This is a genomic window from Amycolatopsis magusensis (assembly GCF_017875555.1).
Lineage (GTDB): Bacteria > Actinomycetota > Actinomycetes > Mycobacteriales > Pseudonocardiaceae > Amycolatopsis > Amycolatopsis magusensis.
Window position 1 is genome coordinate 3,117,267 of sequence record NZ_JAGGMS010000001.1, and the last position, 23,053, is coordinate 3,140,319.

The following is a 23,053-nucleotide window of genomic DNA, read 5'->3' on the forward strand; positions in this document are numbered from 1 at the left end:
GATCGCGGCGAGACTGCGTACATGGTGGTCTCAGCGCGCGACCAGGATCGAAGTCGCCCCCGCCCGGAGTCCCCGCGGTCCGGGCCGGCTGTCATGCCGTTCTTACCCGGCCGTCCGGTTGTCGAGATGGGTTGAGTTGAGATGGACAACGAACAGAAGCTTCGGGACTACCTCCGCCGCGCGAGTGCGGATCTGCGGCGGACGCGCCAGCGGCTGACCGAGATCGAGGCCGCTTCGCAGGAGCCGATCGCCATCGTCGGCATCGGCTGCCGCTACCCCGGTGGCGTGCGGACCCCGGAGCAGCTGTGGGACATGGTGATCGCCGGTGCACACGGCATCACCGAGTTCCCGGCCGATCGCGGGTGGAACCCCGAGATGCTGGCCATGTCGAACACCCGCTCCGGTGGTTTCCTCCACGACGCCCCGGAGTTCGACGCCGACTTCTTCCGGATCTCCCCGCGCGAGGCGCTGTCGATGGACCCGCAGCAGCGCGTGCTGCTGGAGGTCACCTGGGAGGCGCTGGAGCGCGCCGGGATCGACCCGACCTCGATCAAGGGCTCGCAGACCGCGGTGTTCGTCGGCGCGATGGCGCAGGACTACCAGGTCGGCCCGGGTGAGGGCGGCGAGGGCTTCCAGCTGCTCGGCAACTCCAACAGCGTGCTGTCCGGCCGGATCTCCTACACCTTCGGCTTCGTCGGCCCGGCGGTCACCGTGGACACCGCGTGCTCGTCCTCGCTGGTCGCCATGCACCTGGCCACCCAGTCGCTGCGCAACGGCGAGTGCGAACTGGCGCTGGCCGGTGGCGCCACGATCATGTCCAGCCCCACCACCATCGTCGAGTTCAGCAGGCAGGGCGGGCTGTCCCCGGACGGGCTGTGCCGCTCGTTCGCGGAGTCGGCCGACGGCACCGGCTGGGCCGAGGGCGCGGGCGTGCTGGTGCTGGAGCGGCTGTCGGACGCGCAGCGCAACGGGCACGAGATCCTCGCCGTGGTACGGGGTTCCGCGGTCAACCAGGACGGCGCGTCGAACGGGCTGACCGCGCCGAACGGCCCGTCGCAGCAGCGGGTGATCCAGCAGGCGCTGATCAACTCGCGGCTGTCCGAGGACCAGATCGACGTGGTGGAGGCGCACGGCACCGCCACCACGCTCGGCGACCCGGTGGAGGCCCAGGCCCTGCTGAACACCTACGGCCGCAACCGTGAGCGGCCGTTGCTGCTGGGCTCGATCAAGTCGAACATCAGCCACACGCAGGCCGCGGCCGGCGTGGCCGGGGTGATCAAGATGATCATGTCCATGCGGCACGGCGTGCTGCCGAAGTCGCTGGGCATCGACGAGCCGACGTCCCATGTGGACTGGACGGCGGGTGCGGTCGAGCTGATCACCGAGAACACGCCGTGGCCGGAGACCGGCCAGCCGAAGCGCGCGGCGGTCTCCTCGTTCGGCATCAGCGGGACCAACGCGCACACGATCATCGAGCAGGCGCCCGAACTGGTCGTCGAGGGGGAGACGGAAGAGACCCCGGAGCTGGTCGAGGCCGGGTCGGTGCCGGTGCTGGTCTCCGGCCGCAACCGGGACGCGCTGCGGGCGCAGGCCGAGCGCCTGCTGTCTACTTTGGACGACGAACCGCCGTTGCTGGATCTGGCTTTCTCGCTGGCCACCACGCGGGCGAGCTTCGAGCACCGGGCCGTGGTCCCCGCGGCGACCCTGGACGACCTGCGTGCCGGGCTGACCGCGCTGGCCGCCGGTGAGGTCGCGCCGGGCACGCTCTCCGGGACCACGCACAGCCGGTCGAAGCAGGCTTTCCTGTTCACCGGCCAGGGCGCGCAGCGGCTGGGCATGGGCCGCGAGCTGTACAAGCGGTTCCCGGTGTTCGCGGCGGCGCTCGACGAGATTCTCGAGCACCTCGACGTTCGTGACGTCATGTGGGGCGAGGACGCCGACGCGCTGAACCAGACCGGCAACGCGCAGCCCGCGTTGTTCGCCATCGAGGTGGCGCTGTTCCGCCTGGCCGAGTCGTGGGGGCTGAAGCCGGACTTCCTCGCCGGGCACTCGATCGGCGAGATCGCCGCGGCTCACGTCGCGGGCGTGATGTCCCTTGAGGACGCCGCGAAGCTGGTCGCCGCGCGTGGCCGCCTGATGCAGGCGCTCCCGGCCGGGGGCGGGATGGTGGCCATCGAGGCGACCGAGGACGAAATCACCCTCACCGACGGCGTTTCGATCGCGGCGATCAACAGCCCGAACTCCGTGGTGCTCTCCGGTGACGAAGACGCCGTCGAGGCGATCGTCGCCCGGTTCGAAGGACGCAAGACCAAGCGGCTGGCGGTTTCGCACGCGTTCCACTCGCCGCGCATGGACGCCATGCTCGACGACTTCCGTGCCGTGGTCGCCGAACTCGACCTGCAGGCGCCGCTGATCCCGTTCGTCTCGAACCTCACCGGTGAGCTGGCGCGGGTCGAGCAGGTCACCTCTGCGGACTACTGGGTGGACCACGTCCGCCAGGCGGTCCGGTTCGCCGACGGCATGGCGTGGCTGAAGAACCACGGCGTTGCCACCTTCCTGGAGCTGGGGCCGGACGGCGTGCTGTCCGCGATGGTCCAGGAGTGCTTGGACGACGTGCTCGCGGTGCCGATGCTCCGAGCCGGTCGTGACGAGGCCGAGACCGCGACCGCCGCGCTGTCGACGCTGCACGTGAACGGCATTTCGGTGCGCTGGAGCGAGTACTTCGACCGCACCGGCGCGACTCGGCTCCCGCTGCCGACGTATGCCTTCCAGACCAAGCGTTTCTGGCCGAAGGGCGGCGGGTTCGGCTTCGGCGGCGACCCGCGGTCGAACGGCCTCGGCGCCGCCCGGCACCCGCTGCTGGCCGCGGCCGTGTCGCTCGCCGACTCCGATGGCGCGCTGCTGACCGGCCGTCTTTCCCTGCACACACATTCCTGGCTGGCCGACCACGCGGTGTCCGGCCGGGTGCTGCTGCCCGGCACCGCGTTCCTGGAGTTGGCCATCCGCGCCGGGGACGAGGTCGGCTGCGACCGGGTCGAGGAACTGACCCTGACCGGGCCGCTGGTGCTGCCCGAGCAGGGCGGGGTTCAGGTGCAGATCTGGGTCGGCCGTCCCGACCAGGCAGGCCGCCGGACCGTCGACATCTACTCGCGCCTGGACCTCGACGACGAGCAGCCGTGGACGCCGAACGCCACCGGTGTGCTCACCGCGTCGGGCGCCGAGTCCAAGCAGGTGCCGTTCGATGCTCAGGAGTTCCCGCCGAAGGACGCCCAGCCGATCGATCTGACCGGCCTGTACGAGCGCCTCGCCGCCGACGGTTTCGCCTATGGTCCGTCGTTCCAGGGCCTGCGGGCCGCCTGGCAGCTCGGGGAGGATGTTTACGCCGAGGTCGCGCTGCCTGACGACGTTGACAACGAGTCGTTCGAGCTCCACCCGGCGTTGCTGGACGCGGTGCTGCACGCCTCGCGGTTCGTCGAGTTCGGGCCGGAGAGCCAGGGCGGCCTGCCGTTCTCCTGGGAAGGCGTGTCGCTGCACGCGACCGGCGCCTCCACGGTCCGGGTGAAGCTTTCGCCGATCGGTGACGACGCGATGTCGATCGCCGTGGCCGACGCCGCCGGTGAGCCGGTCGCCTCGGTCGAGACGCTGGTGCTGCGCGCGGTGGCCACCGAGCAGCTGAACGACGCCGCGCTGCTGGGCCGCGACTCGCTGTTCCGCCTGGACTGGGTGGCCGCGCAGCACGCGACCACCGAGCCGACCTCGATCGAGACCACCGACCTGGCGTCCATTGCAGACGTGCCGGACTGGGTGCTGTACCCCGTCGAGACGAGCGGGGACCCCGTCGAAGCGGCGCACGCGGTCAGCGCGCACGTGCTCGGCGTGCTCCAGGAATGGCTGGCCGACGAGCGGTTCGCCGACTCGCGCCTGGTCTTCGTCACGCGGGACGCGGTGGCCGCCGCCGAGGGCGACCTGCCCGACGTGGCCGCCGCGACCGTCTGGGGTCTCGTGCGGTCCGCGCAGTCGGAGAACCCGGGCCGCTTCGGCCTCATCGATGTGGACGCCGGCTCGCCGCTGACCAAGGCGATCGGGGTCGACGAGCCGCAGCTGGCCATCCGGAACAACAAGGTCTTCGCCGCCCGGCTCGCGCGTTCGCTGCCGCAGCCGCGGCAGCTCGACTGGGACGGCCTGGTGTTGATCACCGGCGGCACCGGTGGCTTGGGCAGCGTCATCGCCAAGCACCTCGCGGCCGAACACGGTGTGCGTGACCTGCTGCTGGTCAGCCGCCGTGGCCCCGACGCCGAGGGTGTCGGGGAACTGGTCGCCGAACTCGCCGAGCTGGGTGCCGAGGCCCACGTCGCCGCGTGCGACGTGACCGACCGCGCCCAGGTCGCCGACCTGGTGGCCCGCCACGACATCAAGGCCGTGGTGCACACCGCCGGGGTGCTCGACGACGGCACGATCGGCTCGCTGACCCCCGAGCGCCTGGACACCGTGCTGCGGCCCAAGGCCGACGCCACTTGGTACCTGCACGAGCTGACCGGCGAGCTGTCGGCGTTCGTGGTGTTCTCCTCGGCGGCCGGCGTGTTCGGCAACCCGGGCCAGGGCAACTACGCCGCCGCCAACGCCTTCCTGGACGCCCTCGCCGCCCGCCGCCGCGCCGAAGGGCTGCCCGCGGCCTCGCTGGGCTGGGGCGCGTGGGACCAGACCGGCATGTTGTCGGGCGCGGACGCCGAGCGCATGGCGCGCTCCGGCATGCCCGCGCTGACCGCCGGCCAGGGCGTCGCGTTGTTCGACGCCGCGCTGACCACCGAGGACGCCGCCGTGCTGGCGCTGCGCCTCGACCTGTCCGTGCTGCGGGCGCAGCCGGAGATCCCCCCGCTGTTCCGCGGGCTGATCCGCACCCGCTCGCGCCGGTCCGCGGTGGCCAGCTCCGAGGCCGCCGACACGCTGGTGCGCCGGCTTTCCGGGCTCAGCGAGGACGAGCGCCGTGACGTACTGCTGGAGATCATCCGCGACCAGGTGGCGGCCGTGCTCGGCCACGCCGAGGGCGCGGAGATCGAGCCCGACCGCCAGTTCAAGGACCTCGGTTTCGACTCGCTGACCTCGGTCGAGCTGCGCAACCGCCTGACCGCGGTCACCGGCCTCCGCCTGCCGGCCACCATGGTCTTCGACTACCCGACGCCGAACGTGCTGGCCGGGTACCTGGCCGGGGAGCTGTTCGAGGCCGACGCGGTGATCCCCGAGCAGGTCCGCCCGGTGACCAGGACCGGCGACGACCCGATCGTGATCGTCGGCATGGGCTGCCGGTACCCGGGCGGGATCGGCTCACCGGAGGACCTGTGGCAGCTGGTGCTCGACGGCGGCGACGCGATCTCCGGGTTCCCCACCGACCGCGGCTGGGACCTCGAGAAGCTGTACCACCCGGACCCCGACCACCCCGGCACCTCCTACACCCGTTCCGGCGGCTTCCTGCACGACGCCGGTGAGTTCGACGCCGGGTTCTTCGGCATGAGCCCGCGTGAAGCGGTCGCCACCGACTCCCAGCAGCGGCTGCTGCTGGAGGTGTCGTGGGAGGCGATCGAGCGGGCCGGGATCGACCCGGTTTCCCTGCGGGGCAGCCAGACCGGCGTGTTCGCCGGGGTGATGTACAACGACTACGGCGGCTCGATGGGCGGGGCGTCCGAGGGCTACCAGGGCAGCGGCACCTCGCCGAGCATCGTCTCCGGCCGCGTGTCCTACACGCTGGGCCTGGAGGGCCCCGCGGTCACCGTGGACACCGCGTGCTCGTCTTCGCTGGTCACCCTGCACCTGGCGGCGCAGGCGCTGCGCAACGGCGAGTGCTCGCTGGCGCTAGCCGGTGGTGTCACGGTGATGTCCACGCCGATCGCGCTGATCGAGTTCTCGCGCCAGCGCGGGCTTTCCCCCGACGGCCGGTGCAAGGCGTTCTCCGACTCCGCCGACGGCGTCGGCTGGTCCGAGGGCGTCGGGGTGCTGGTCCTGGAGCGGCTGTCCGACGCGCGGCGCAACGGGCACGAGGTGCTCGCCGTGGTCAAGGGCTCGGCGATCAACCAGGACGGCGCGTCCAACGGGCTGATGGCGCCGAACGGGCCCTCGCAGCAGCGGGTGATCCAGCAGGCGCTCGCCAGCGCCGGACTGTCCACTTCAGACGTCGACGCGGTCGAGGCACACGGCACCGGTACCTCGCTGGGTGACCCGATCGAGGCGCAGGCGCTGCTGGCCACCTACGGCAAGCACCGCGACCGCCCGCTGCTGCTCGGCTCGGTCAAGTCGAACCTCGGGCACACGCAGGCCGCCGCCGGCGCGGCCGGGGTGATCAAGATGGTGATGGCGCTGAAGTACGGCGTCCTCCCGAAGACGCTGCACATCGACGAGCCGTCGTCCCACGTGGACTGGACCGCCGGTGACGTGCGCCTGCTCACCGAGCCTGCGGAACTGGCCGAGGTCGGCCGTCCGTGGCGCGCGGGCATCTCGTCCTTCGGCATCAGCGGCACCAACGCGCACGTGATCCTGGAACAGCCCGCGCCGGTGGTCGTCGAGGAGCGGCCGGCCCTGGACGGGACCGTGCCGTGGGTGCTGTCGGGCAAGACCCGCGACGCCGTCCGCGCGCAGGCCGCCCGGCTCTTGTCCTATGTGGACGGCAAGCCGGAGCTGGAACCCGCGGACGTGGCCTACTCGCTGGCGACCGCGCGGTCCGCCTTCGAGCACCGCGCCGCCGTGGTCGGCGAGGACCGCGACTCCCTGCTGCGGTCGCTGGCCGCGCTGGCCGCCGATTCCCCGGACGCCGGGGTGCTCACCGGCGAGGCGGTCTCGGGCAAGATCGCGATGATCTTCACTGGGCAGGGCAGCCAGCGCGCCGGGATGGGCCGCGAGCTGTACCAGCGGTTCCCGGTGTTCGCCGAGGCTTTCGACGAGGTGGCCGACGCGCTCGACGCGCACTTGGACCGCCCGCTGCGCGAGGTCATGTGGGACGACGAGACCGGTCTGCTGGACCAGACCGGCTGGGCGCAGCCCGCGATCTTCGCCGTCGAGGTGGCGTTGTTCCGCCTGGTCCGCTCGTGGGGGGTGAAGGTCCACTTTCTGGGCGGGCACTCGATCGGCGAGATCACCGCCGCGCACGTCTCCGAGGTGCTCACCCTGGAAGACGCCGCGAAGCTGGTCGCCGCGCGCGGCAAGCTGATGCAGGCGCTGCCGACCGGCGGGGCCATGGTGGCGATCCAGGCGACCGAGGACGAGGTTACGCCGCAGCTGACCGACGCCGTGTCGATCGCGGCGATCAACGGGCCGAACTCCGTGGTCGTCTCGGGTGACGAAGAAGCCGTGGACGCCGTGGTCGCGCGCTTCGAGGGCCGCAAGACCAAGCGCCTCACCGTTTCGCACGCCTTCCACTCGCCGCGCATGGACGCCATGCTGGTGGAGTTCGGGCAGGTCGTCGCGGAACTGGCCTTCGCCGCGCCCAAGATCCCGGTGGTGTCCAACCTGACCGGGCACTTCGACACCGACGCCATGTCGTCGCCCGACTACTGGGTGCGTCACGTCCGCGAGGCGGTCCGGTTCGCCGACGGCGTGCGCACCCTGCACGACTCGGGCGTGCGGATGTTCGTCGAGCTGGGCCCGGACGGCGTGCTGTCGCCGATGATCCAGGAAGTGCTGGGCGACGACGACGCGAACATCGTGGCCGTCCAGCGGTCCGGGCGCGGCGAGGAACCCGCGGTGGTCTCCGCGCTGACCCGGCTGCACCTGCACGGCGTGCAGGTCGGCTGGCCGAGCTTCTTCGAGGGCCGCGGGGTGCGGCGGGTCGAGTTGCCGACCTACGCCTTCCAGCACTCGTACTACTGGCCGCAGGCGCCGGAGCTGCCCGCCGGGTTCTCCAGCGACCCCAGCGACGAGCGGCTGTGGGCGGCGATCGAACGCGGTGACGCGAACGAACTGGCCGCGCTGCTCCACCTCGGTGAGCAGCAGCAGTCCTCGCTCGACGCGCTGCTACCCGCGCTCTCGTCGTGGCGGCAGAGCAACCAGCAGAAGTCCCTTCTGGACTCCTGGCGCTACCGGATCAAGTGGACCCCGCTGCGGACCGGCGTCACCCCGGTGCTCAGCGGGCAGTGGCTGGTGCTCACCGGCGAGCAGGACGCCGAACTGGCCGGGCAGGTCCGCGACCTGCTGGCTGCGCACGGCGCCGACGCCCGTCAGCTCGAACTGGACGCCGCGTGCGCCGAGCAGGGGCCGATCACCGAGCGGCTGGGCGAGGTCGGCGAGGTCGCCGGCGTGGTCTCGCTGCTGGCGCTGGACGAGCGACCCTACGAACCGCACCCGGTGCTCTCCACCGGTCTCGCGCTGACCATCTCGGTCCTGCGCACCCTCGACGCTCCACTGTGGACGCTGACCCGCGGTGCGGTGAGCACCGGCCAGGGTGACGAGGTCGAATCGCCCGCCCAGGCCGCGGTCTGGGGCTTCGGCCGCGTCGCCGCGCTGGAGTACTCGCAGCGCTGGGGCGGGCTGGTCGACCTGCCGGAAGAGGTCGACGCCAACGCGCTGCGGCGGCTGCTCGGCGTGCTCACCGGGACCGAGGACCAGACCGCGATCCGCGCCACCGGGGTGCTCGGCCGCCGCCTGGCCCACCGGCCGGTGGACGCGCTGCCCGCCGCCGACGAGTTCACCGCGGGCGGCACGGTCCTGGTCACCGGCGGTACCGGTGGCCTCGGGGCCGCCGTCGCGCGCTGGCTGGCCGGTCGTGGCGCGGAGAACCTGGTGCTCACCAACCGCCGTGGCCTGGACGCGCCGGGCGCGGCCGAACTGCGGGCGGAACTGATCGAACTGGGTGCGCGCGTCGAGATCGTCGCCTGCGACGTGGCCGACCGTGACGCGCTCGCCGCCGTGCTCGCCGACATCCCGCCCGCCATGCCGCTGACCGGGGTCGTGCACACCGCGGGCGTCGGGCAGTCCTCGCCGCTGGAGCTGACCGGGCTGCCGGAGTTCGCCGACGTCATGTCCGCGAAGGTGCTCGGCGCGCGGAACCTGGACGAGCTGCTCGGTGACCGCGAACTGGATCTGTTCGTGTTGTTCGGGTCCATCGCCGGGGTGTGGGGCAGCGGTGGCCAGAGCGCCTACGCCGCCGCGAACGCCTACCTCGACGCGCTGGCCGAGCGCCGCCGCGCCCAGGGGCTGACCGCGACCTCGATCGCCTGGGGCCCGTGGGCCGAGGTCGGCATGGCCACGCACGAGGAGATGTCCGGCAGCCTGCTGCGTCAGGGCCTGGCCTTCCTCGATGCCGGGCCGGCCATCGCCGAACTGCACCGCGCGGTCGTCCAGCACGACGTGACGGTGACCGTGGCCGACGTCAGCTGGGACCGCTACCACCCGCTGTTCACCTCGCGCCGCCCGAGCGCGCTGCTCAGCGACCTCCCCGAGGTCAAGGCGCTGGCCGAAGCCGAGGAGAAGCAGACGGGCGAGTCGTCCGGCTTCGCCGCCGAACTGCGTGAGCTGTCCGAGGCCGAGCAGCGCCGCCGCCTGGTCGCGCTGGTGCGGGCCGAGGCCGCCGCGGTGCTCGGGCACAGCTCCGCCGAAGAGGTCGGCGAGCAGCGGGCGTTCCAGGAGATCGGCTTCGACTCGCTCACCGCGGTCGAACTGCGCCAGCGGCTCGGCGGCGCGACCGGCCTGACGCTGCCCGCGACGCTGATCTTCGACTACCCGACGCCGAAGGTGCTGGCCGACCACCTGCACGACGAACTGCTCGGCTCGGCCGCCGAAGCCGTGGTGTGGCAGGCGAACCACGGCGGCTCCACCGACGAGCCGATCGCCATCATCGGCATGGCCTGCCGCTTCCCCGGTGGCGCGGACACGCCGGAGGAGTTCTGGCGCCTGATCGCCGAAGGCACCGACGCGATCACCGAATTCCCCGGTGACCGCGGGTTCGACATGGCCATGCTCTACGACCCGGACCCCGACAACCCCGGCACCACCTACTCGACCGCGGGTGGCTACCTGCACACCGCGGGCGACTTCGACCCGGCCTTCTTCGGCATCTCCCCGCGTGAGGCCGTCGGCATGGACCCGCAGCAGCGCCTGCTGCTGGAGACCACCTGGGAGGCCATCGAGCGCGCGGGCATCGACCCGGCGTCGCTGCGTGGCACCCGCACCGGTGCGTTCATCGGCTCCAGCTACTCCGAATACGGCGCCGTGGACGGCGGCGGTTCCGAGGGCTACGCGGTGACCGGTAGCAGCCCGAGCGTGCTGTCCGGCCGCGTTTCCTATGTCTTCGGCCTCGAAGGCCCGGCGGTCACCGTGGACACCGCCTGTTCCTCGTCGCTGGTCGCGCTGCACCTGGCCTGCCAGTCGCTGCGCAGCGGGGAAAGCACGCTGGCGCTGGCCGCCGGCGCCACGGTGATGCCGAACCCCAAGCCGCTGATCGCGTTCAGCCGCCAGCGCGCGCTCGCGCAGGACGGCCGCTGCAAGGCGTTCTCCGACTCCGCCGACGGCATGACCCTGTCCGAGGGCATCGGCATGCTGCTGGTGGAGAAGCTCTCGGACGCCGAGCGCAACGGGCACCCGATCCTCGCCGTGGTGCGGGGTTCCGCGGTCAACCAGGACGGCGCTTCGAACGGGCTGTCCGCGCCGAACGGTCCCTCGCAGCAGCGGGTGATCATGCAGGCGCTGGCCAACGCGGGTGTCGAACCGTCCGATGTGGACGCCGTGGACGCGCACGGCACCGGTACCACCCTGGGTGACCCGATCGAGGCGCAGGCGCTGCTGGCCACCTACGGCCGCGAGCGCGACCCGGAGCGGCCGCTGCTGCTCGGCTCGGTCAAGTCGAACATCGGGCACTCGCAGTCGGCCGCGGGTGTGGCCAGCGTGATCAAGATGGTGATGGCGCTGCAGAACGGCGTGCTGCCGCAGACCTTGCACGCCGACACGCCCTCGTCGCATGTGGACTGGAGTTCCGGCGCGCTGTCGCTGCTGAACGAGCCGGTCGAGTGGACTTCGAACGGCCGACCGCGCCGGTGCGCGGTGTCCTCGTTCGGGGTCAGCGGGACCAACGCGCACGCGGTGATCGAAGAGGCGCCGCCGGTTTCGGCCGAACTCGCGCCGGTGGTCGTGGAGCAGCCGGGCGGCGTCGTGCCGTGGGTGCTGACGGCCCGCAGCGAAGCCGCGCTGGCCGCGCAGATCGCGAACCTGCTGCCCGCGGTCGAAGGCGAACGCCCGGTCGACGTCGGGTTCTCGCTGGCCACCACGCGGTCGAAGTTCGAGTACCGCACGGTGCTGATCGACTCGGCCGAGGTCCGCGGCCTGGCCGACCTGGACGGCCGGGTCACCTTCGTCTTCCCCGGTCAGGGTGCCCAGTGGGCGGGCATGGGCGCGCAGCTGATCGACGAGTCGCCGGTGTTCGCCGCGCGGATCGCCGAATGCGCCGCCGCGCTCGCCCCCCATCTGGACTGGTCGCTGCTCGACGTGCTCCGCGGGGTGGAAGGCGCGCCCTCGCTCGAACGCGTCGACGTGGTGCAGCCCGCGTCGTTCGCCGTGATGGTGTCGCTGGCCGAGGTGTGGCGTTCGTACGGTGTGGTGCCGGACGCGGTGGTCGGGCACTCGCAGGGCGAGATCGCGGCCGCCTGCGTCTCCGGTGCGCTGTCGCTGGAGGACGCGGCGAAGGTGGTCGCGCTGCGCAGCCAGGCGATCGGCCGTGAACTGGCCGGGCGCGGGGGCATCGCGTCGATCGCGCTGCCCGCCGACGAGGTCGTCGAGCGGCTGGCCGCGTGGGAGGGCCGGCTGTCGCTGGCCGCCGAGAACGGCCCGCGCACGGTCGCTGTGTCCGGTGACCCCGAGGCGCTGGACGAACTGCTCGAAACGCTCGCCGCGGAAGGCGTGCGCGTGCGGCGGATCGTGGTGGACTACGCCTCGCACTCCGCGCACGTCGAAGACATCCGCGACGAGATCCTGCGCGACCTGCACGGGCTCGACCCGCGGCGGCCGCGGATCCCGTTCCGCTCCACGGTCACCGGCGACTGGGTCGGTGGTGCCGATGGCACCGAGCTGACCGCCGACTACTGGTACCGCAACCTGCGTCAGACCGTGCACCTGGCCGGTGCCGTCCGCGACCTGGTGGCCGCCGGGCACCAGGCGTTCATCGAGGTCAGCTCGCACCCGGTGCTCACCGTCGGGGTGGAGGACACCCTCGCGGACGCCGGCGCGCGGGGCGTGGTCACCGGTACCCTGCGCCGCGACCTGGGCGGCTCGGACCGGCTGCTCACCTCGATCGCCGAGGTGTTCGTGCGCGGGGTGGCCGTCGACTGGAAGGCCGCCTTCGAAGGCACCGGCGCGCGCCGGATCAGCCTGCCCACCTACGCCTTCCAGCACGAGCGGTACTGGGTCGGCGGACCGAAAATGCCCGAACAGCAGACCGGCGCCGACCCGGTGGACACCGCGTTCTGGGCGGCCGTCGAGCGCGCCGACCTCGCGACGCTCACCTCCAGCCTGCACGTGGACGAAGAGTCGCTCGCCGCCGTGCTGCCCGCGCTGAACTCGTGGCGCCAGCAGCACCGCGAGCAGTCCACCGCGGACGCTTGGCGTTACCGCGTCACCTGGAAGCCGTTGAGCGGCACCACGCAGGCCACGCTCTCCGGCACCTGGCTGCTGGTCACCGCCGAGGGCATCGACGACCAGGAGGTCGCGGACGCGCTGACCGAGAACGGCGCCGAGGTGCGCCGCGTGGTCTTCGACGGCTCCACTGTGGACATAGAAGGCATCACGGGTGTGGTGTCGCTGCTGGCCATGGACGAAGCGCCGAGCGAGACCGAACCGGCGCTGACCCGCGGGCTCGACCTGAGCGTCAAGCTCGTGCAGACCACTGAAGTGCCGATGTGGTTCCTCACCCGTGGTGCGGTGTCCACCGGCCGGTCGGACAAGCTGACCAACCCCGCGCAGGCCCAGGTGATGGGCGTCGGCTGGACCGCGGCGCTGGAGCACCCGCAGCGCTGGGGCGGCGTGATCGACCTGCCCGCGCAGCTCGACTCGCGGGCCGGGCAGCGGCTGGCCGCGGTGCTGGCCGACCCGGCGGGCGAGGACCAGTTCGCCATCCGCGCCTCGGGCACGCTGGCCCGCCGGATCGTGCGGGCTCCGGCCCGGCCGAAGCGCGCTCGCGAGTGGCAGCCCCGCGGCACCACGCTGATCACCGGCGGCACCGGCACGCTCGGCCCGCACGTGGCGCACTGGCTGGCCCACCAGGGTGCCGAGCGGATCGTGCTGATCAGCCGCAGCGGGATCGAGGCGCCCGGCGCTCCCGAACTCGTGCAAGCCTTGCGGGAGCTGGGTTCCGACGCCTCCGCGGTCTCTTGCGACATCTCCGACCGCGACGCGGTGGCCGCCATGCTCGACGGCCTGCGGGCGGGCGGCCACGAGATCCGCAACGTCATCCACACCGCCGCGGTGATCGGCCTGCACTCGCTCGCCGAGTCCACTTCGGACGCCTTCGGGCAGGTGGTGAACGCCAAGGTTCGCGGTGCCGAGCACCTGGACGCGCTGATCGACGAGGAACTCGACTCGTTCGTGATGTTCTCGTCCATCTCCGGCATGTGGGGCAGTGGCCAGCACGGCGCCTACGTCGCGGCCAACGCCTACCTCAATGCCCTCGCCGAGAACCGGCGTGGCCGCGGCCTGCCCGCGACCGCGGTGTCCTGGGGCATCTGGGCCGACGACCTCGGCCTCGGCCGCGTCGACCCCGAGCAGATCCGCCGCAGCGGCCTGGTGTTCATGAAGGCGCGCCTGGCGTTGTCCGCGCTGGGCCGCGCGCTCGACGAGAACGACACCGACGTGGCGATCGCCGACGTCGACTGGAACCGGTACCACCCGGTGTTCACCGCGACCCGGCCGACCACGCTGTTCGACGAGATCCCCGAGGTCCGGCAGCTCACCGAGGAAGCCGCGAACGCCGCCCCCAAGGACGACGGCGGGTTCGCCGACCGGCTGCGCTCGCTGCCCGCCGCCGAGCAGGAACGCGTCCTGCTCGACCTGGTGCGCACGCAGGTCGCCACCGTGCTCGGCCACTCCTCGGCCGACGAGCTGTCCGAGCACCGCGCCTTCCGCGAGATCGGCTTCGACTCGATCACCGCGGTCGACCTGCGCAACCGGCTCGCCGCGGCGACCGGGCTGACCCTGCCGACCACGATGGTCTTCGACCACCCGAACCCGATCGCGCTGGTGGAGTTCCTGCTCGGCGAGATCGAGGGCGGCGGCCGGTCCATCGCCCCGGTCACCACCTCGGCGGTGGACGACGAGCCGATCGCCATCGTCGGCATGAGCTGCCGCTACCCGGGCGGGGTCAGCTCGCCCGAGGACCTGTGGGAGCTGGTGCTCGGCGGGGTCGACGCGATCTCCGGGTTCCCGGCCGACCGCGGCTGGGACGCCGACGCGTTGTTCGACCCGGACCCCGACCGGCCCGGCGGCACCTACTCGGTGCAGGGCGGCTTCCTGCACGACGTGGCGAACTTCGACCCCGGCTTCTTCGGCATCAGCCCGCGTGAGGCGCTGGCGATGGACCCGCAGCAGCGCCTGCTGCTCGAGACCGCCTGGGAGGCGTTCGAGCGGGCCGGAATCGACCCGGCTTCGCTGCGTGGCAGCCTGACCGGCGCGTTCATCGGCGCCAGCTACCAGGACTACTCGACCGGCGGCACGGACGCCGCCGGCGCGTCCGAGGGCCACATGATCACCGGCACGCTGTCGAGCGTGCTGTCCGGCCGGGTGTCCTACCTGTTCGGACTCGAAGGCCCGGCGGTCACCATCGACACCGCGTGCTCGTCTTCGCTGGTCGCGATGCACTTGGCCTGCCAGTCGCTGCGTGGCGGGGAAAGCTCGCTCGCGCTGGCCGGTGGCGTCAGCGTGATGGCCACGCCGGGTGCGTTCGTCGGCTTCAGCCGTCAGCGCGCGCTCGCCCAGGACGGCCGCTGCAAGGCCTACTCCGACGCCGCCGACGGCATGACGCTGGCCGAAGGCGTCGGCCTGGTGCTGCTGGAGCGGCTGTCCGACGCCCGCCGCAACGGGCACGAGGTGCTGGCCGTGGTCCGCGGCAGCGCGATGAACCAGGACGGCGCCTCCAACGGCCTGACCGCGCCCAACGGTCCCTCGCAGCAGCGGGTGATCATGCAGGCGCTGGCCAACGCCAAGCTGGACCCGGCCGAAGTGGACGCGGTCGACGGGCACGGCACCGGCACCGCGCTGGGCGACCCGATCGAGGCGCAGGCGCTGCTGGCCACCTACGGCCAGGCCACCGGCCGGCAGCTGCTGCTGGGTTCGGTGAAGTCGAACATCGGCCACACGCAGATGGCCTCCGGCGTGGCCAGCGTGATCAAGATGGTGCTGGCGCTCCGGCACGGCGTGCTGCCGAAGACGCTGCACGTGGACCAGCCTTCGTCCCACGTGGACTGGAGCGCCGGGGCGATCCAGCTGCTCACCGAGTCGACGCCGTGGCCGGAGACCGGCCGCCCTCGCCGCGCCGGGGTGTCCTCGTTCGGCCTCAGCGGGACGAACGTGCACACCATCCTGGAGCAGGCGGAACCGGCCGAGGCGCCGGCCGTGGTCACCGAATCCGGCCCGATGCCGGTGCTGGTCTCGGCCCGCGGCGAGGACGCGCTGCGCGCGATGGCCGGGCGTCTGTTGTCCACTGTGGAATCCGCGCACCTGACCGATGTCGCCGGTGCGCTGGCGACCACGCGGTCCACCTTCGAATACCGGGCCGCCGTGGTGGCCGAGGACACCGAGGACCTGGTGCGCGGGCTGACCGCCCTGCGTGACGGGCAACCGGCCGCCGGACTGGTCCGCGGGACCGCCACCCGCGGCAGGCTCGCCTTCCTGTTCACCGGCCAGGGCAGCCAGCGGGCCGGGATGGGCCGCGAGCTGTACGACCGGTTCGAGGTGTTCGCCGACGCGCTCGACGCCGTGTTCGCGCACTTCGACACCGAGCTGGACCGCCCGCTGCGTGAGGTGATGTGGGCAGACGCTTCAGATACTTCAGCACTGGACGAGACCGGCTACACCCAGCCCGCGTTGTTCGCGCTGGAAGTGGCGCTGTTCCGGCTGGTGGAGTCGTGGGGCGTGAAGCCGGACTACCTGGCCGGGCACTCGATCGGCGAGATCGCCGCGGCTCATGTCGCGGGCGTCATGTCCCTCGAGGACGCTGCGAAGCTGGTCGCCGCGCGTGGCCGCCTGATGCAGGCGCTCCCGGCCGGGGGCGGGATGGTGGCCATCGAGGCGACCGAAGACGAGCTCACCCCGCTGCTCACCGAGGGCGTTTCGATCGCGGCGATCAACGGCCCGAACTCCGTGGTGCTCTCCGGTGACGAGGACGCGGTGGCCGCCGTGGTCGCCCGGTTCGACGGCCGCAAGACCAAGCAGCTCACGGTTTCGCACGCCTTCCACTCGCCGCGCATGGACGCCATGCTCGACGACTTCCGCGCCGCGATCACCGGACTGACCTTCGAGGCACCGCGCATCCCCATCGCCACCACCGGTGACGTCACCTCGGTGGACTACTGGGTCGGGCACGTGCGCGACGCCGTCCGGTTCGCCGACAGCGTTTCGTGGCTGGCGGGCGAGGGTGTGCGCAACTTCCTCGAACTCGGGCCCGACGGCGTGCTGTCCGGCATGGCGCGGGAGACCCTGGGCGAGGACGCGCTGCTGCTGCCCGCGTTGCGCCGCGATCGTCCCGAGGTGACCGCGCTGCTCGGTTCCCTGACCGGGCTGCACGTCCACGGCGTGCGCGTCGACTGGACCGCGTTCTTCGCCAAGGCCGGTGCACGGCCGGTCGAGCTGCCGACCTATCCGTTCCAGCACCAGCGGTACTGGCCGGAGCTGAGCACCGCCGAAGCCCCTGCCCAGGGCGACCCGGTGGACGCCGAGTTCTGGCAGGCCGTCGAGCGGGCCGACGTGGCCACGCTCGCCGAGACGCTGGACCTCGACGGCGCCACGGTCACCGCGATGGTGCCCGCGCTGTCCACCTGGCGCCGCAAGCGCCAGGAGCTGTCCACTGTGGACGGCTGGTGCTACGCGGTGACCTGGAAGCCGGTGGAGGCGGGCACCCGGCCGCTGACCGGGCCGTGGCTCGTGCTGGTGCCGGTCGCCGACGAGCGGGCCACCACGATCGCCGACGGCCTCGGTGTGGAGACCACGCTGGTCGAAGTTCCCGGCGACGACCGGGTCGCACTGGCCGAGCGCCTGCGTGACCTCGGTGTCCCGGGTACCCGCCTCGGCGGTGTGCTGTCCCTGCTCGACCTGACTGCCACCGCCGCGGCTGTGCAGGCGCTGGGTGACACCGGCATCGACGCGCCGCTGTGGTGCGTCACCAGTGGCGCGGTCTCGGTGGGCCGGTCGGAAGCGGTGACCGAGCCGGAGCAGGCGGCGATCTGGGGCTTCGGCCGGGTCGTCGCGCTGGAGCACCCCGACCGCTGGGGTGGCCTGCTCGACCTGCCCGCGCAGCTGGACCGCGCGACGCTGCGGCGGCTGCCCGGCGTGCTCGCGGGCGACGAGGACCAGGTGGCCGTGCGGCCGTCCGGGGTCTACGCCCGCCGGCTCACGCACCGGCCCGCCGGTCCCGAGCCGCGCACGAGCTTCGAGCCGAGCGGCACGGTGCTGGTCACCGGTGGCACCGGCGGTCTCGGCCAGCACATCTCCCGCTGGCTGCTGGACAACGGCGCCGAGCACCTGCTGCTGCTGAGCCGCCGCGGCCCGGACGCACCCGGTGCGGCCGACCTCGTGGACGAGCGCATCACGATCAAGGCCTGCGACGTCTCCGACCGGGACGCGCTGGCCGCGGTGCTCGCCGAGCACCCGGTGACCGCGGTGGTCCACACCGCGGGCGTGGTCGAGGACGGGCTGATCGACGCCCTCACCCCCGAGTCCTTCGACGCGGTCATGCGGTCCAAGGCGATCGCCGCGAAGAACCTGCACGAGCTGACCGGCGAGCTGTCGGCGTTCGTGCTCTACGCCTCGACCGCCGGGGTGATCGGCGCGGCTGGCCAGGCCAACTACGCCGCCGCGAACGCCTACCTCGACGCGCTCGCCGAGCACCGCCGGGCGCAGGGCCTCCCGGCGACCTCGATCGCCTGGGGTCCGTGGGCCGAAGGCGGCATGGTCGCCGACTCGGCCGACGCGGTGGCGAACCGGCTGCGCCGCGGTGGGCTCAGCCCGATGGCGCCCGAGCTGGCGATCTCCGCGCTCAAGCAGGCCATCGAGCACGACCAGACCACGCTGGTGGTCGCCGACATCGACTGGACCCGCTACTACCCGGCGCTGACCGCGCTGCGCCCGGCGCCGTTCGCCGCGGACCTGCCGGAAGTGCGGCGGATGCGCGAGGTCGGCGCGCCGGCACCCGAGCAGCCCGCCGGGCACGAACTGGCCGGGCTGCCGGAGGCCGAGCGGTCCCGCAAGGTGCTGGAGATGCTGCGGACGCAGGTCGCCGCGGTGCTCGGGCACGCCGACGCGAGCGAGGTGGAGCCGGACCGCGCGTTCAGCGACCTCGGTTTCGACTCGCTGACCACGCTGGAGCTGCGCAACGGCCTGGCCGCCGCGACCGGCCTGACCCTGCCCGCCTCGCTCATCTACGACTACCCGACCCCGCGGGCACTGGCCGAGCACCTTCTGGTCGAGCTGCTCGGAAGCCGCGAAAGCCACCTTCACGGCACCGATGCGAGCCGTGAAAGCCACATTCACGGCACTCCGGCGGTCGCGGACGACCCGATCGCGATCGTCGGGATCGGGTGCCGCTTCCCCGGTGGGGTCACCTCGCCGGAGGAGCTGTGGGAGCTGCTGGCCGAAGGCCGTGACGGGGTCAGCGCGTTCCCCGACGACCGCGGCTGGGACCTCGGCATGCTCGCCCAGGGCGCCTCGGCGACCCGCGAAGCCGGTTTCCTCAGCGGGGTCGCCGACTTCGACGCCACGTTCTTCGGCATCAGCCCGCGTGAGGCGCTGGCGATGGACCCGCAGCAGCGACTTGTGCTGGAAACCGCGTGGGAAGCCTTGGAGCGCGCCGGGATCGACCCGGCGAAGCTGCGCGGCAGCCAGACCGGCGTGTTCGTCGGCACCAACGGCCAGGACTACCCGAGCGTCCTGCGGCGTGCTTCGGCCGACGTGCAGGGCTACGTCGCCACCGGCAACACCGCGAGCGTGATGTCCGGCCGCCTGTCCTACACCCTCGGGCTGGAAGGCCCGGCGGTCACCGTCGACACCGCGTGCTCGTCCTCGCTGGTCGCCATGCACTGGGCCACCCGGGCGCTGCGCGCCGGGGAATGCGGGCTGGCGCTGGCCGGTGGGGTCTCGGTGATGGCCAGCCCCGACTCGTTCATCGAGTTCACCACCCAGGGCGGCCTGGCCGCCGACGGGCGCTGCAAGGCGTTCGCCGAGGCGGCCGACGGCACGGCCTGGGCCGAGGGCGCCGGCATGCTGGTGCTGGAGCGGCTGTCCGACGCCATCGCCAACGGCCACGAGGTCTGGGGCGTGCTCAAGGGCTCGGCGGTCAACTCCGACGGCGCTTCCAACGGCCTGACCGCGCCCAACGGTCCCTCGCAGCAGCGGGTGATCCGGCAGGCGCTGGCCGACGCCGGGGTGACCACGGCCGAGATCGACGCGGTCGAGGCCCACGGCACCGGCACCACCCTGGGTGACCCGATCGAGGCGCAGGCGCTGCTCGGCACCTTCGGGACCGACCGCGAAGAGCCGCTCTGGCTGGGTTCGATCAAGTCGAACATCGGTCACTCGCAGGCCGCCGCCGGGGTCGCCGGGGTGATCAAGATGGTCCTCGCGATGCGCAACGGCGTGTTGCCGAAGACGTTGCATGTGGACGCACCTTCGTCGCATGTGGACTGGAGCACGGGCGCGGTTTCGCTGCTCGACGAGCCGCGGCCGTGGCCGGAGGTGGATCGACCGCGCCGCGCCGGGGTCTCGGCGTTCGGCGTCAGCGGGACCAACGCGCACGTGGTGCTGGAGCAGGCGCCGGTGATCGACGCCGAGGTCGTCCCGGCGGCGGTGACACCGAACGTGGTGCCGTGGCTGGTCTCCGGCCGCACCAAGGACGCGCTGGCGGCGCAGACCGAACGCGTGCGCGCCTTCGCCGCCGAGCACCCGGAACTGTGCACCGTGGACATCGCGTACTCGCTCGCGGTCACCCGCTCGGCCTTCGCGCACCGCTCGGTGCTGCTGGTCAGCGGTGGCGAGGTGACCGAGGGCGCGCGAGCGTCGGTGCGCCGGGGTGACGGGCAGACCGCGTTCCTGTTCACCGGTCAGGGCTCGCAGCGGCTCGGCATGGGCCGCGAGCTGTACGACCGGTTCGAGGTCTTCGCGGACGCCTTCGACGCGGTGGCCGCCCAGCTCGACGTCGAACTGGACCAGCCGTTGCGTGACGTGGTCTGGGGCCAGGACGCCGAGTTGCTGCAGCAGACCGGCTGGGCCCAGCCCGCGTTGTTCGCCATCGAGGTGGCGCTGTTCCGGCTGGCTGAATCGCTGGGCCTGCGGGCCGACCGGCTCGCCGGGCACTCCATCGGCGAAATCGCCGCGGCCCACGTCGCCGGGGTGCTCAGCCTGGAGAACGCGTGCACGCTGGTCACCGCGCGTTCCCGGCTGATGCAGGCGTTGCCCACCGGAGGGGCGATGGTGGCGATCAAGGCCACCGAAGCCGAGATCACGCTCACCGAGGGCGTCTCGATCGCGGCGGTCAACGGACCGTCGAGCGTGGTCATCGCCGGTGACGAAGCCGAAGTGCTGGCGATCGCGGCCGGATTCGAGAAGACCTCGCGGCTGAAGGTCTCGCACGCCTTCCACTCGCCGTTGATGGACCCGATGCTGGACGAGTTCCGCGCGGCCATCGAGGGCCTGACCTTCCACGAGCCGCGGATCCCGGTGGTCGCCACCGGTGACGTGACCTCGCCGGAGTACTGGGTGCGGCACGTGCGCGACACCGTCCGGTTCGCCGACAACGTGCGCACGCTCGCCGAATCCGGTGTCACCACGATGATCGAGCTGGGCCCGGACGGCGTGCTGTCGGCGATGGTCGACGAGAACGCTCTGGTGGTCCCGCTGTTGCGCAAGGACCGCGACGAGGAACTGGCGATCACCGCGGCGCTGGGCACGCTGCACGCGAACGGGGTGGCGGTCGACTGGGAGAACTACTTCGCCGGCACCGGCGCCTCCCGTGTCGCCCTGCCGACCTACGCCTTCCAGCGCGAGCGCTACTGGCCAGAGGGCACCATCGCGATGGGCCCGCCCGAGGGCATGGGCGACCCGGCCGATGCCGAGTTCTGGGCCGCGGTGGACCGGGCGGACGTCGATTCCGTGGCGTCCACTTTGGAACTGGACGGCGAGACGGTGACCGCGATGGTCCCGGCGCTGTCGTCCTGGCGCCGCCGCCGTCGCGAACAGTCCGTTGTGGACGGATGGCGGTACGAGACCACCTGGGCGCCGATCCACGCCGAGGGCACGCTCACCGGCCGGTGGCTGGTGCTGCTCCCGGCGGAGACGGCCGAGGACGAATGGACCTCCGAGATCGTGGAGGCGCTGGGCGAGCACACGGTCTGCCTGGACGTGCGCAGCCGCGCCGAACTCGCCGGGCTGCTGGTGGAGGTGAACGAAACCGGGTTCGACGGTGTGGTCTCGCTGCTGGCGACCGAGGGCGCCGAGGTGCCCGGCCACGCCTGGCCCGCCGAACAGCTCCAGGTGCTCGGCGAAGCGGGCGTCACCGCGCCGCTGTGGTGCCTGACCCGCGGTGCCGTCGCGGTCGGTGACGAGGTGGCGGAGAACTTCGGCCAGGCCGCGATCTGGGGCCAGGGCCGGGTTGCCGCGCTGGAACAGCCGGACCGCTGGGGCGGGCTGGTCGACCTGACCACCGCCCGCGGGCTCGCCGCGGTGCTGGCCGAGACCGAGGACCAGGTCGCCGTGCGCGAGAACGGGATCTTCGGCAGGCGGCTGGTCCGGGCGGCCGGCGCCGCCGGTTCCTGGACGCCGGAAGGCACGATCCTGCTGGTCGGCGGCAACGAGGAGCTTTCCGGCTGGCTGGCGGGCGCGGGTGCCACCGTGGTGACCGGCACCGCCGCCGACCGCGACGCGCTGGCCGCGGTGCTGGCCGAGCACGAGTTCACCGCCGTGGTCCACGCCGGAGAGGCCGCCGAGGACCTCGAAGGCGCGGTGGCCGGGGTGCGTCACCTCGACGAACTGCTCGGCGACCGGCCGCTGGACGCCTTCGTGGTGCTCGGCTCGATCGCCGGGACCTGGGGCGTGCGTGGCCGCGGCCCGCAGGCCGCCGTGGACGCCTACCTCGAAGCGGTCGTCCGCGCCCGGCGGGCTCGTGGGGCGAAGGCGCTGTACCTGGCCTGGGGTCCGTTCGCGGAGTCGCCGGAGAGCCAGATGGCGCGGCACCTGCGGTTGAGCGGACTGCCCGGGATGGACGTGGACCTGGCGCTGGCCGCGCTCGGCCGCGCGGTCGCCGCCGGGGACACCTCGGTGACCGTGGTGGACGTGCGGTGGGAAACCTTCGCGCCTTCGCTGCCCGGTGCCCTGCTGGCCGACCTCCCGGAAGCGGCTTCGACCGCAGTGGAGTCCGAAGTGGACTCCGAGCTGCGGCAGCGGCTGCTGGCCCTGCCCGAGGAGGACCGCGGCGACGTGCTGCTGGCCGTGGTCCGGGACAAGATCGCCGTGGTGCTCGGGCATTCGACCACCGACGCGATCGAGGACGGCTCACCGTTCCGCGACCTGGGCTTCGACTCGCTGACCGCGGTCGACCTGCGCAACCAGCTGAACACCGAGACCGGCCTGAGCCTGCCCGCGACCCTGGTCTTCGACTACCCCACGCCGGTCGAGCTGGCCGCGTTCCTGCGCGACGAGTTGCTGGGCGCCGAGCCAGAGCGGGCCGTGGTGGCGCAGGTCGGCGGCGCGGTCGACGAGCCGATCGCGATCGTCGGGATGGCGTGCCGGTTCCCCGGTGGGGTGCGCTCGCCGGAGGACCTGTGGCAGCTGGTCACCGGAGGCGTGGACGCGGTCGGTGAGATGCCCGCGGACCGTGGCTGGGACTTCG

At 72.5% G+C, this 23,053-nt stretch carries 1 protein-coding gene (running past one end of the window); it reads left to right on the plus strand.

Annotated features, from left to right (window positions below; genetic code table 11):
* The first annotated feature begins 141 nt into the window (after positions 1–141).
* Positions 142–23,053, plus strand: the 5' portion of a protein-coding gene (locus JOM49_RS14175; protein WP_209664757.1) for a type I polyketide synthase. 4,490 nt of this gene lie beyond the right edge of the window; 22,912 of the gene's 27,402 nt are visible here — the first part of the coding sequence; it begins with the start codon at positions 142–144; its stop codon lies beyond the right edge, outside the window.